Origin of the sequence: Streptomyces sp. CBMA152 (assembly GCF_014596475.1) — a bacterium.
GTDB lineage: Bacteria > Actinomycetota > Actinomycetes > Streptomycetales > Streptomycetaceae > Streptomyces.
In genome coordinates this window covers 489,473-501,810 of the sequence record NZ_MECJ01000029.1, presented here as the reverse complement: position 1 = coordinate 501,810, position 12,338 = coordinate 489,473, and the positions used below count along the sequence as shown (strand labels likewise).

Below are 12,338 nucleotides of genomic sequence, written 5' to 3'. Positions count from 1 at the left end.
GGCCGCTCCGACCGATCGACCGGCCCCCGCCTCAGTGCCGCCCCGAGATCCGATCCGCGACCACCGCGACTCGGTCGGTGCGGGCCGAACGGGCGCTGAGCTCCCGCCGATCCGCCCCCCGATACGCCGCGTACATCCCCTGCACAGCCACCCACCGCAAAGGCTCCGGCTCCCATCGCCGCACCCGGTGGTTGACCCACGGCAGTGAGGTCAGCTCGGTGGGTCCGCCCTGACCGGAGTCCTGGCGCACCAGATCCCGCAACGTACGGGCGGCAAGGTTGGCGGTGGCGACGCCGGACCCCACGTAACCCCCCGCCCACCCAAGCCCCGTGGACCGGTCCAGCGTGACCGTCGCGCACCAGTCGCGCGGCACCCCCAGCACCCCCGACCACGCGTGCGTCACCGACACCCCCGCCAGCTGCGGGAAGAACCGGATCAGGATCTCCCGCAGCGCCTCGATCGTCGCGGGCTGCGTACGCCCGTCGTTGTCGGTACGGGACCCGAACCGGTACGGCACCCCGCGCCCCCCGATCGCGATCCGGTCGTCGGCGGTGCGCTGCGCGTACATGTACGCGTGCGCCATGTCGCCCAGCGTCTCGCGACCCGCCCAGCCGATGGACTCCCACAGCTCGGCCGGCAGCGGCTCGGTGGCGATCATCGACGAGTTCATCGGCAGCCAGGAGCGCCGCTGGCCCTTCAGGGACGCGGTGAACCCCTCGGTGCAGCGCAGGACGTACGGGGCGCGCACGGTGCCGTACGGCGTGACGGCGTGCTTGGGCCGGATCTCGGTGACCGGCGTGGACTCGTACACCGTGACGCCCAGCGCCTCGACGGCCGCCGCGAGACCCTTGACCAGCTTCACGGGGTGGACGCGCGCGCCGTGCGGGGTCCAGCCGGAGCCGACGGCCCCGGCGACCCGTATGCGCTCGGCGGTCTCGCGCGCCCCGAGCAGCAGCCGGTCCTTCTCGCCGAACTCCAGCTCGGCGGCGTGGAACGCCTTGAGGCGGCTCAACTGGGCGGGCGTGTAAGCGACTTCGAGCACTCCGCCCCGGTGGACGTCGGCGTCGATCGACTCCTCGGCCGCGACCCGGACGACCTCGTCGACGGTGTCGTTCATGGCCTGCTGGAGGCGTACGGCGGCGTCGTGGCCGTGCAGCTTCGCGTACCGGTCGCGGCCCGCGATGCCGTTGTACAGCCAGCCGCCGTTGCGCCCGGAGGCGCCGTAGCCGCAGAAACGGGCTTCGAGGACGGTGATGTTGAGGAACGGGACGGCCTTCTTGAGGTAGTACGCCGTCCACAGCCCCGTGTACCCGCCGCCCACGATCACGACGTCCGCCGTGGCGTCGCCGGTCAGGGGCTCGCGGGGAGCGGGGATGCCGTCCTGCGCGTACCAGAAGGAGATACCGCCGTTGATCGTGCGCGTGCTCATGGGGGTTGTTGGTACACCGCGTACGAACGCCTGTCCAGAGACGGAATCCGCAGGACTTTGGTCCCGGCGGGTCGGGACTTCCGGCGCGCCGGACGCGTCCGCGCGGCACATAGCTTCAGTATGAACGGGTTTGAGGTTTATGTTCGACGCTGGGAGAGATGGCTCGTATGACGACGGTACGCAAGGTTCGCCGGACGGCGCTGGCGCTGGCTGTGGCGGCGACGGTGGGGATCTCGGCGGCGGCGTGCGGCAGTGATTCGGGCTCTTCCAGCTCCTCCTCCGCCGCCGAAGAGCTGGCCGTGAAGACGTCCCCCCACGCGGCGAAGCTCGCGAAGCTGCCCGCGAAGGTGGAGGGTGCGGAAATCGTCGTGGGCAGCCCGCAGGCCGCGCACACGATCACGGTGTACGAGGACCCGCGCTGCCCGTTCTGCGCCAAGTTCGAGTCGTCGGGCGCGGTGCCGCTGACCGACCTCGCGGCGGCCGGGAAGATCAAGATCCGCTACACGATCGCGTCCTTCCTCGACCGCAACCTCGGCGGCGGCGGATCCGAGCGGGCCGCGAACGCGCTGCGGGCGTCGGTGGACGCGGGCAAGTTCGCGGAGTACCACGCGGCCGTCTTCGCCAGCCAGCCCGAGGACGAGGCGACCGACGGCTACACCGCCGACAACCTGCTGCGCATCGCCGACAAGGTCCCCGGTCTGCGGGGCGCGGCCTTCGACAAGGCGGTGCGCGAGAGCACGTACAAGGAGTGGGTGGCCTCGGCGGAGAAGGCGTTCGAGAAGTCCGGCGTGAACTCCAGCCCGACCGTCCTCATCGACGGCAAGCGCCCGCCGGGCAACGGCGCGGCGATCCTGGACGCGGACGAGTTCGCGAAGGTGCTCAAGGACGCCGGAATCGCCTGATCACCTGGGTGGGGTTCCACGTCTCCCGCCCCCGTACGAGCGGGTAGCAGCCGAGCCCGATGAGTACGGCGGTGAAGTGGCCGAGGTCGGTGAAGGTGCGCCCGTTGATGAGCGGGACGGCGTAGAAGGCGAGCAGGGCGACGAGGTAGAGATACCGCCAGGGCGCCGCGATCCGATACGTCAGCACACCTTCAACCCCTGCCAGGGCGTAACTCACCCCGATATCAAGGGTGTTGACGGCGTGGTGCGGGGCGACGCCGTGCCGGATCGCCCACAGCAGGGCGCCCTCGCTGATGTAGGTGGCGAGGACGTGCGCGAGGACGACGACGGCGAGCCAGCGGCGGGTGCCGAGCCAGCGTTCGGCCTGGGCGTGGAAGACGGAGTACAGGACGGCGTACGGGAGCCAGTGGCCGCCGTCGATCCACAGCGCGCTGGTGATCAGTACGCGTACGGGATTGGTCGACAGCTCATGGATGTTGGTCGACCGCTGCCGCAGGAAGTCGTGCTCGAACTCCGGGGACATGTGGTGCAGCGCGATGGTGGTCACGAACAGCACGGCCAGCCAGAGGTACGTGCCGGGGGCGCTGCGGACGTAACGCCGGGCGGCGGCGGCCGCTCTGCGCGGGCCCGTCCGGAGGAATCGGCTCATGGACCGATTCACGCACGCCGGTAGGGTCGGGTGGGTGATCGACATTCCGGAAGAACTGGTCGCGACCCTGACGGAGTTCAACGGCGAGGCGGGCCGCGCCTTCGGGGCGGCGCTGCCCGGCCGGGTGGAGGAGTTCGCGGCGCGCTGGGAGCTGCGACTGGACGGGCCCCCGATGCACGGGATGTGCGCGCTGGTGCTGCCGGTGACGGCGGCCGACGGCACCCCGGCGGTCCTCAAGCTCCAGTTGGTGGACGAGGAGACCGAGGGCGAGCCGGTGGCGCTGCGGGCGTGGGGCGGAGCGGGCGCGGCCCGGCTGCTGCGCCACGACGAGGCGACCGGCACGATGCTGCTGGAACGTCTCGACTCCGCCCGGCAGTTGGCTGATATGGCCGACTCCCGGGAGGCGGTCATGGTGATCGCGGACCTGCTGTCCCGGCTCACGTCCGTACCGGCCCCGCCCGGGATGCGCCGCCTCGCGGACGTCGCCGCCGGGATGCTGGAGGAGACGCCCCGGGCGGTACGCGAGCTCAGCGACCCCGCCGAGCGGCGGCTCCTGGAGGACTGCGCGGCGGCCGTACGGGAGGTGGCCGGCGAACCGGGCGACCGGCTGCTGCACTGGGACCTCCACTACGAGAACGTGCTCGCCGCCGAGCGTGAGCCGTGGCTCGCCATCGACCCCAAACCGCTGGCGGGCGACCCGGGCTTCGAGCTGCTGCCCGCGCTCGTCAACCGCTTCGACGCGGCCGAGCTGCGGTGGCGCTTCGACGCGATGACGGAGGTACTGGGCCTGGACCGCGCCCGGGCGCGCGCGTGGACGCTGGGGCGGGTGCTGCAGAACTGCCTGTGGGAGATCGAGGACGAGGGCGAGTTGGAGGCCGAGCAGGTGGAGGCGGGGCGGGTGGTACGGGGGTGGTGAGCGGGGCGTGGCGCCGGGGCGGGGGCGTGGTTGGGCTGGGCTTTCCCGGACTCTCCCGGGTGCCCTCTCGGGAGCGTCCCGGGTGCCCGTCCCGCAGACCGGAATGCCCGCGACCGCTCCCTGGCCTCCGGATTACGCTACGGCCATGATTCGTACCGCGACGCCCGCAGATGTCCCCGTGATCCACGCCATGGTCCGCGAACTGGCCGAGTACGAGAAGTGCCCGGAGGACGCGAAGGCGACGCCGGAACAACTTCACGAGGCGCTGTTCGGCGACCACCCGGCCGCGTTCGCGCACATCGCCGAAGCCGACGACGGCGAACCGGCGGGCTTCGCGCTCTGGTTCCTCAACTTCTCGACGTGGCGGGGAGTGCACGGCATCTACTTGGAAGACCTGTACGTACGCCCCACCCACCGCGGCGCCGGCCACGGCAAGGCCCTCCTGACAGAACTCGCCCGCATCTGCGTGGCACGCGGCTACGGCCGCCTGGAGTGGTCGGTCCTGAACTGGAATTTGCCTGCCGTGGAGTTCTATCGATCACTCGGGGCGGTGTCAATGACGGAGTGGACCGTGAACCGGGTCACGGATGACGCGCTGTTGAAGCTGGGCGGGGCGGAGTAGCACCCGCTGACCGGCGGAAAGCCCCGGCCCGGCACACGGGGGAACGTGCCGGACCGAGGCCCCGAAGACCCGGGCGCGCCGGTAGGGACCCGACGCGCCCGGGAGCTTGCTCAGCGGCGGACGTTGCCACGCTGGCAGTGCTCGCACACGTACCGCGTGCGCGCGATCAGCTTCATGGCGTCCGGGTCCTTGTGGATCTGGCACAGCCACGACAGCTCGGAGTTCTCCGGCAGATCGCGTTTCAGGAACCGGCGCGCCGTTGCGCGGGCACTCCCGTCACCTGAACCAGGATTGCTACTCGTCATCTCCATTGCCGTTCTCTTCCGGCTCTTGCGGCGGCTCGGCCGGGGTGATGATCTCCTCGCCCGCCACGTCGTAGCCGTTCACTTCGTCCCTGCCCATAGTGGGCCTCCTTCGGTATCAACACGCGGAGTTGTGCCGAACTGCCCACCCCGGAAACTGAGTCCCCACTGAGCCTCCGGGATAGGACCTTGCCCCCGTTCCGGCGGAATGGACCTCACCCATGCACCGGAACGGGGAGTTCAGAGGTGGCCAGCCCGCGCGTGCTCGGTCTCCTCGGCGGCTTCGCGGTGTGCTTCGCTACTGGTCGCCAGTTCCAGCCGGTTGGCCGCCGCGCGGCGCTCCTGCTCCTGCGGGTTGTCGAGCACCACGACCGCCACGTCCTCCACCTTGCGGGTGAAGATTCCGTGCCCCGTCTCGGCGGTGTGCGCCATGATCGCGACGCCCCCGGCCTCAAGGTCCGTGGTCGCGTCCAACTCCCAGGTGCAGCCGTCGCCGGACATGCAGCGGGCCGTCATGGTTACTTCGCTGTTCGGGTGACGCAATAGGCGGTAGACCAGGCTCCGCAGCGTGCTTCTCACGCTCACCGCTGCGCCTTTTCCACGGGGCGCGTCCACACCTTCGCCTGCCACGTCTCCGCATCGGTCGGCGAACGCAGGGCGGAGGGGGCCACGGTCCATTCGGCGCCACCGCCGGGAGGGATCAAGTACGCGGAGCCCTCGAACAGGCGGCGTACCTCACCGATCCGGCCGCTCGTCGTGTCCACGGCGTACGTGCCAGTGGTGGGCGTCCAGACACCCGACGAAGCGTCGGCAAGGTCCCGCCTGCGCTGGCGATCGGCATCTGATCTCTGAACCATCTCTCGGCCCCTGGTCCGCTCGACAGTGGGATACCGAGAAGCTATGTCCACGGAAACGCTGAATCCACGTACCCAGAGCGGTAGTTGATGGAGATCAGTGCCGGAACTATCACGCTCCGCAGCGCCTAGCCAGCGACCCCAAGATGAGTCGCCATGCTCCGCATCTCTTGGGTGAGGGTTCGCTTACGCGTCTTGAGTAGATCGGCCATGACATACCGGGCCATCGGCTGATGAGTCAGCCACTCGCCGGACGTACGGCGAAGCTGCGTCAGCTCGTCCATGGCGTCTTGATGGGAACCCGTCATGACGTGTGCGCGGGCCACATCGAGCCGGTGGCGACCCCAGTTCGGCGCTGTTGGCCTGCCGTAGCTCCGCAGTGCCTTGCCGCTCAAGATCCCGTCATCGGCGCGCCGGAGAACGCCCCGAGCGTCACCTACTAGGGACAGGTCCTCAACGGCTTTCAACTCCGCTGTGACGGGGCCAAAACCGCCCCAATGTTCGGGGAAACGCTCATCTTCGGTGTTCAGCGCGCTAGAGGCTGTTGCTGCCATCCTGCGGGCTTCCTGTGCCACGTCCGGCCGGTTGTTCCGCACGGACGCTGACGCGACCCTGAGCCACAGCTCACCCCACACAGCAAGGCGTGCGGGGGTCGCCTCTGACATGCGAGGCTCGATGTCCGCCGCCGTCTGCGCCGCTAGCTGCTCCGCTTCATCGAACCTGTTTTGCCTCAGCAACAGCCAGCAGAGCCCCACAACTCCCGTTGCAGCCAACTGGGTTTGGCCAGTTTCACGGGCAAGTTTGATCGCTTCCACCAACGCGAAATAGCCCATGTCGTACTGCCGTACCTGTGTCAGGTACTTGCCTGTCAGCAGTAGCGCGTGACAGCGCGCGATCATCGCGTGTTGTTGCTCCTCACCATCCAGGGCAGACACGGCAGCCTCAGAGCTACGCAGTAGCGACGGGAGACGCTTCGCAACCGCCCCGTACTGGTCTGCCCAGTAGAGTGCGTGGCCCTCCTGTACGCCCCTACGGAGCGCCGACAGCTCCCCGGCCCGTTCGGGCACGAAGAGGGGTGCAGAGAGCCCTACGGCGGGCATCAGAGCCCGTCGCAGCTCCGCGAGGTAGCGCCGGTTCGCTTCATCCTCTGTGCCAAGCACGGACTTTGGCGCTTCGGTGGCGAACAGGGCTGACGTGGAAACCCCTAGCGCACGGGCCAGGGCGGCAAGGGTCTCCATGCTGACGTGTCCGCCTTGCTCGACCTTCCGAACGGTGCTCAGTGACAGGTCGGCAGCTTCGGCTAGACCTTCCTGGCTCAGCCCGGCCGTGCGGCGGTACTTCCTGACGTTGTCGGCCAACCCTGTGGACATGGGATCACCCTCCCGCTCACGTCCAGCGTATGCCCGCAGATACGTCAATGGCCCCGCACCTATCCCAGCGGGGGACAGGCACGGGGCCGTGACACTGAAGGCGCACAACCACCCAGTCGGCACAAGGGGCTTGGTCGCCAGGCCCTCAAGTTGAGCGGCCCGCAATCGACAGGAGCCCGGGACCGAACACATGCCAAAGGCCCCGGCCCAGGCGCCCGTTGACGGGCATCAGGGGCGGGGCCTTGGAGGGCGAATCCGCCGTTAGGGCCGCTTACCTGGCGGGCACGAGAGTCCTGGCGCGGCCGTTCCTCCAGGTCAGAGGAGTGTGAAGTGGGTTCGGCGGGGCCTGGCGGACCTTGGAACCCGTACAGACAGCGGCCTGCTATTACGCTTCGGTCTTTCGGCCTGGGGGCAGGGGGTCACCCCCAGGGGGAGCACGGTGGATCACCACCAGCGGGCCGCACGCAGGGGCCGGGAGGACCGTGGAGAGCTGGTGGCCAGGGCGCCGTGGCGCAGCGCGTACGGCCCGCTCACGGCCTCCGGTGCGTCAGGCCGCGCCGATGGTGATCTTCTGGATTGCGGCTGGGTGAGGGAAGGCTCCGGCCGCCCGCATCGTGGCCTTCACCGCCACCTGGTCGCTGGTGAACTTGGCGTCCGTGGATACGTCCACGCGCACGTCCCGCCGCATCACGATCATGACTCGGTCCTTGGGCAGGCCCCAGATCGTGCCGGGCTTCACCGCGCTGCACACGTGGATCGGAACTCCCAGGACAGTGCGGCGGGTTGGGAGAGTCGAGTCGTTGCCCAGGAGCGGCACATTGGAGTCCTTGGCCTGCTTCAACTTGCCCAAGGCCAGGGCGTCGCTGGGGTGGGCGACGAACGCCGTCAGGGTCGCTCCCTGCTCCTCGGCCTGGCTGATCGCGGTCAGGAAGGCGTCCGCATTGTTGATCGCGGTCCCGGCCTTCACGGTGCCGACGCCAGCCACCGCCTCCAGGCCCGGCGGAGCCGGAGCCGGAAGGGCACTGAAGAACGCAGAGTCCAGAGCCCGAGCGATGGAGCGGGCCAGACCGTTCCCGATCATCTGCTGTGCCGCAGGGTTGGAATCCTCGGACAGTTCAGTGGACACGATCGACAGCCCGGCGATCTTCGGCGGTGTGATCACGAGTTCGCCCAGCGCGGCGTCCGTGGGCGCGATCTCGGCACCCTCCGCCACATAGCTGGCGCCCGCGTCGGTCTGCACCACCGGAATATGAACGGTCGTGCCGGTCGTGGCCAGTTGAGTGGCCACCTGGAGAGCCACGCTCTCCCGCTCCACGGGCTGAACGATGAGCGGGCCGTAGTCATCGGGGGTGATTCCGCCGACACCGGCGGAGCTGGTCAGTAGAGACATGCTGCTCTGCTCCTAGTCGTGGGGGTCAGCGAAGATTGCCGACGACGGTGGCGCCCTGGCCGTGGGCGCGGTTCTGGCGGGCCTGAGTGAAGACCTGGTCCCAGGTCATCGACCGGCCGCCCCCGCCCGTGGGGTCGAGCCCGCCGCTCCCCGGCCCGCGCGGGGTGAGGGCGTCAGACATCGCCCGGTTGATCGCGCCCGCCACGGCGTCCAGACGCTTCACAGGCACGCTGTCGCCCAGGGCCTGGGCAATCCCGGGAGTGAGATGTGGGAAGCGGCGTACAAGGCCGTCCAGGGTGTCCCGAAGCTCCCGGGCGTCGCGCTCACGGCGCAGCTCCGCCACCTCCGCACGGAGGCGGTCCGCCTCTGTCTCCGCCGCGTCATCCGGATCCGGCGTCACGGGCCGGTCATCGGCCGGAGCGGGCGGGAAGCCGTCCGGTTCAGACACGGGTGCTCACCGCCTCGTGCTGAGCGCTGTAGATCGGACGCAGGGCGTTCCGGACCTCCGCCTCGGAGAGCACGCCGTTCGTAAACGCTCGCTCCACGGTCGTATTCAGCTCCCGCGCCGTGGAGTCCCGCAGGGCGGAGAACTCGGCGGCCCACTCCCGCTCACCGTGGCCGTTCGCCAAATGGAGGGCATCGGATAGGGCGGCGATCAGGCGCCGCAGAAGGTTGATTCGTTCGGTCACCATCGAGAACCCCCGTGTGGGCATCTGTATTTGGGCATGAAGAAACCCCACGACCCGGGGAAACGGGACGCGAGGTTGGAGGGCCAGTTGGTACACGCCAGGGGAGGCGCTCCCGGATGCTGCCGGGATGAGAGCCAGCAGGGAGATGCCCTCGTTTGAATGAACTGAGTGCCGTTACAACGGGCTCTAGTATCTATTGGCCATGCGACGACTTCCGGGCTCTCTCCGCTGCTTTTCTATGCGCTGGCGAACAGAATTTTCGGGGGCGTCCGCGCGCTGGTCCACCAACAGGCTCGCCGCAGTGGGCGCATGCAGCGCCGGGCTTGTTCTGAGGCCAGTCCCGCTTCATCTCGATGGCCTCCCGAAGTTCCTCGCATTCCTCTGAGGCATCTTCCCTGGGGCACCGCTTGAGCCGGAGGTCATAGGTCACGAACTCGTCGCGACACAACGCGCAAGTGACGCATCGGGCACGGCGTCGAAGCTTCCGTTCTCGGTAAGCTCGTTGCTTGCAGGCGTCGCCGCAGTACAGTGCCGCCCTCCTGCGCCCCTGGATGCGGTATCCGCATATCTCGCACAGGCCACGCACTATGTCTACCTCCCGATGTCTCTAAACGGAGGAGTCGTTACGGCTGGCTACTCCTTCTTATATCGCGCTTTAAGGGAAGGAGTAGTAGGAGGTAACGACTCATCGATTACGTGACAGGTGATCGACTCACTCCGGCGCGAGGGTGCGGTATCGGCGCACGCCGCGAACAGTCACGACGCGGAATTGGCGCACGTGCTCCACTTGTGAATAGAAGGAGTTACGCCCCATCTCTGGCCGTCGGCCTGCTCCACACATTTGAAGGTACATACCCCATGCGTCAGACCGGACCAGGCCGTCCGGGAGCCAGGACGTGCACGTGTGCAGAAAATCTGACACGGGATAGACAGGCCCCGATGCGGCTGTCTGCCCCTGAAACCAGCGAATGTCGTCTGCGGAGAATATGCGTGCGATCATGCGGGATCTCCTTCGAGTTGCAGAAACCCTGCGCCTTTGTGGCGCAGAGCCCGTGATCTGGCGATGTTCGGGAACGTCGGGGAGATGCACTGACGTCCGTTACATCGCTGCACCCCGCTCGCGCGTCCTGCGCGGCTGGGGGGATCGTCTCCGCCCCGAGTGCCTGGAGCGGTAGAAGCTTCTGCGGGCCAAACGGAAGTCGTCAGGCGCACACGAAAGGGGCCCGCCCTCCCCGAAGGGAAAGCGAGCCCTGGCGCCTTGTGGTGTCCTACGCAGCGGCAGGCATTGCACCGATGGGTTCACGCTCGCGGACCGGGATGTACGTGTCCTCCTGGCCGACCCACACCGGGTGAATGTTCATGCCGTCGGACACGATGTACGCGCGCTGAAGGATCAAGCCCAACACCTCTCGCCGAGTCTCCAAGGTGCGGCCGTGCCCGGCGGACAGGACCTCTATGGCCTCCTCCGGGTCGAGCAACATCGACAGGTCGATGACCGGCTCAGGCAGCTTGGAGAGGGCGTTCTCAACGGCCGCCAGTTGTTCTGAGATCCGGGCGCGGAGCCGTTCGTAGCGGGCCGCCCCCTCCGCGTCCTCGAACTCGCCCCGCTCCCACCGGGCCACCTCCAGAGACTCCAAGCGGGTCCGGAGAGACTGGACCTTGTTCTCGAACTCCGAGCGTTCGGCGTCGTACTCGGGCGCGTACGTCGCCAACCAGCGCTTGGCTACGGCCGCCAGGAGCGGGTCCTCCGGGCCTAGCTTGGCCAGCCGGGAGAGGGCCCGGTCCGCCACCAGGCGCTCCAGGGGCTGGGCGCCGACGTTGCCCTGTGAGCACGGATGCCCGTGCTTGCCCGCTCCGCACCGGTAGTAGGAGCGGCGGGGCGGCTTGCGACGGTTGCCGACCATCGGGCCGCCACAGTCTCCGCAGCGGATGAACCCGGCCAGGAGGAAGGTCACCGGACGGCCCGGGGACCCGCCCTTGCCGGTTCGCCTTCCCGGCTTCTTCACCGTGCCCTTGCGGGAGTCGAGCCGCGCCAGAATCCGGCGGTGTTCCACGAGCGTGACGATGCCCTGGCCCACCTGGATGGGCTCGCCGTCCGAGTCCACCGCGATCTTTCCGCCATGGACCATGTACCCGGCCAGCACCGGGGACGTGAGGATGTGGCGGACTGTCGTCAAGCCCCAGGAATCCTTGGAGCGGATGGGAGACTCCGTCTCCAGGAGGTGGGCCTCCTCGTGCCGGTCTGCCTCCCGCAGCTTCGCCAGGAGTTCCGCACGTTTGGCGTACCGGAGAGTCGGGACCTTGTCGGCGGTCAACCGCACCGCGATGCCTCGCAGGGTGCCACCCGCCAGGAACTCTTCCACCATGCCTCGGACGATCTTCGCCTCTACGGGGTGGGGCTCCAGGCGACGGTCACTGTTGACCGCGAACCCGAACGGGCGCTCCTTGATCCAGCGGCCCTTCTCGCGATCCCGGAGCTGACGTGCGGAGACCCGGATCTGGATGTTCTTGGCCTCCTCCTTGGCCTGCTCCGCGAGAAACGACGCCAGGGTGACCCAACCGGGGTTGGCGGAGTCCAAGTTGTCTTTGAGGGAGACGAACCGGACGCCTGTGTCCTCGACCAGCTCCACCACGTCCGCGAGTTGGCGGATGCCCTGTCGGCTCACGCGATCCCACTTCCAGGCCACGAGGAACGCCGGGCGGTGCTCCTTCACGTACTCGGCCATCGCGTCGAACTCGGGACGGCGGACCTTCGCCTTGGACGCTGACACGACCTCCCTGAAAATCTTGATCTCTGTTGCGCCCAGTTCCTTCGCCCGGCGGCGGCAGTCCTCTTCCTGTCCCTCCAGGGAGTCCGACACGAAAGTGTCGTGAGACAGCCGCAGGTAGATGACAGCTATGACTTGCGCTTCTGCGCTTGGCACGGGTGGCCCTCCGATGTGTGCGAACAAGTCGCAGACATCCAGTGAGGGCCGTTACGCGGCGCAGAAAGACCGGTGCTGGGTCCTGAACTGGAACACCCCGTCGATCGCCTTCTACGAGTCCCTGGGGGCGCGACCGCAGGACGAGTGGACGGTCTATCGGCTGGCGGACGGGGCGTTGGGGGAGCTTGGGGCGGCGAAGTAGCCCCAAGCGCCGTGGGCTTACACGCCGCCCCCTTCGCCGCCGCTGTGGGCATGCGTGCCGCTAGGGGCGGCACGGGTGGGCACAGCGGC

At 68.4% G+C, this 12,338-nt stretch carries 13 protein-coding genes and 1 pseudogene; 4 read left to right on the top strand and 10 right to left on the bottom strand.

The features are described 5' to 3' along the window. Positions 1-31: 31 nt before the first annotated feature. Positions 32-1,429, bottom strand: coding sequence for an FAD-binding oxidoreductase (locus BG418_RS29390; protein WP_188277011.1), 1,398 nt, complete (start codon positions 1,427-1,429; stop codon positions 32-34). Between the two features lie 158 nt (positions 1,430-1,587). On the opposite strand from BG418_RS29390, the gene BG418_RS29385 reads away from it, so the two are divergent. After that, positions 1,588-2,331: a thioredoxin domain-containing protein gene (locus BG418_RS29385; RefSeq protein ID WP_223185539.1), complete on the top strand. Its 744-nt coding sequence runs from the start codon at positions 1,588-1,590 to the stop codon at positions 2,329-2,331. Here BG418_RS29385 and BG418_RS29380 read toward each other — a convergent pair. Further along, complete coding sequence (locus tag BG418_RS29380; RefSeq protein WP_188277010.1) at positions 2,309-2,980, bottom strand: rhomboid-like protein; 672 nt, start codon at positions 2,978-2,980, stop codon at positions 2,309-2,311. The two genes, BG418_RS29385 and BG418_RS29380, sit on opposite strands and share 23 nt — an antisense overlap. Here BG418_RS29380 and BG418_RS29375 point away from each other — a divergent pair. Next, positions 2,979-3,896, top strand: a complete 918-nt coding sequence (locus tag BG418_RS29375) for an aminoglycoside phosphotransferase family protein (protein WP_188277009.1) — start codon at positions 2,979-2,981, stop codon at positions 3,894-3,896. The genes BG418_RS29380 and BG418_RS29375 overlap by 2 nt on opposite strands. A gap of 145 nt (positions 3,897-4,041) precedes the next feature. Next, on the top strand, positions 4,042-4,518 hold the full coding sequence (locus BG418_RS29370) for a GNAT family N-acetyltransferase (protein WP_188277008.1): 477 nt from the start codon (positions 4,042-4,044) through the stop codon (positions 4,516-4,518). Between the two features lie 110 nt (positions 4,519-4,628). Here BG418_RS29370 and BG418_RS29365 read toward each other — a convergent pair whose 3' ends face one another. The 8 genes from BG418_RS29365 to BG418_RS29330 all read right to left on the bottom strand — a co-directional run bounded on the left by BG418_RS29365 (position 4,629) and on the right by BG418_RS29330 (position 12,047). Next, positions 4,629-4,823: a hypothetical protein gene (locus tag BG418_RS29365; RefSeq protein WP_188277007.1), complete on the bottom strand. Its 195-nt coding sequence runs from the start codon at positions 4,821-4,823 to the stop codon at positions 4,629-4,631. A gap of 237 nt (positions 4,824-5,060) precedes the next feature. Then, positions 5,061-5,405, bottom strand: coding sequence for a hypothetical protein (locus BG418_RS29360; RefSeq protein ID WP_188277006.1), 345 nt, complete (start codon positions 5,403-5,405; stop codon positions 5,061-5,063). Then, positions 5,402-5,677: a hypothetical protein gene (locus tag BG418_RS29355; protein WP_223185538.1), complete on the bottom strand. Its 276-nt coding sequence runs from the start codon at positions 5,675-5,677 to the stop codon at positions 5,402-5,404. Before BG418_RS29355 ends, BG418_RS29360 begins: the two co-directional genes overlap by 4 nt. A 125-nt stretch (positions 5,678-5,802) precedes the next feature. Continuing rightward, a complete protein-coding gene (locus BG418_RS29350) occupies positions 5,803-7,044 on the bottom strand; it encodes a helix-turn-helix domain-containing protein (RefSeq protein ID WP_188277005.1) in 1,242 nt (413 codons plus the stop codon). A gap of 547 nt (positions 7,045-7,591) precedes the next feature. After that, entirely contained in the window at positions 7,592-8,434 is an 843-nt protein-coding gene (locus BG418_RS29345) for a phage major capsid protein (protein ID WP_188277004.1), read from the bottom strand. A 25-nt stretch (positions 8,435-8,459) separates the two neighbouring features. Next, positions 8,460-8,882 (bottom strand): hypothetical protein, encoded by a 423-nt coding sequence (locus BG418_RS29340; RefSeq protein WP_188277003.1) that lies wholly within the window; start codon positions 8,880-8,882, stop codon positions 8,460-8,462. Next, positions 8,875-9,126: a hypothetical protein gene (locus BG418_RS29335; protein ID WP_188277002.1), complete on the bottom strand. Its 252-nt coding sequence runs from the start codon at positions 9,124-9,126 to the stop codon at positions 8,875-8,877. The genes BG418_RS29340 and BG418_RS29335 overlap by 8 nt, the downstream gene beginning before the upstream one ends. A 1,265-nt stretch (positions 9,127-10,391) precedes the next feature. Beyond that, complete coding sequence (locus BG418_RS29330; protein WP_317453797.1) at positions 10,392-12,047, bottom strand: recombinase family protein; 1,656 nt, start codon at positions 12,045-12,047, stop codon at positions 10,392-10,394. 79 nt (positions 12,048-12,126) lie between these two features. Between BG418_RS29330 and BG418_RS29325 the strand changes: the two are divergent. Then, positions 12,127-12,249 (top strand): annotated as a pseudogene (locus tag BG418_RS29325) (GNAT family N-acetyltransferase); the annotation flags it as partial. Positions 12,250-12,338: the final 89 nt, after the last annotated feature.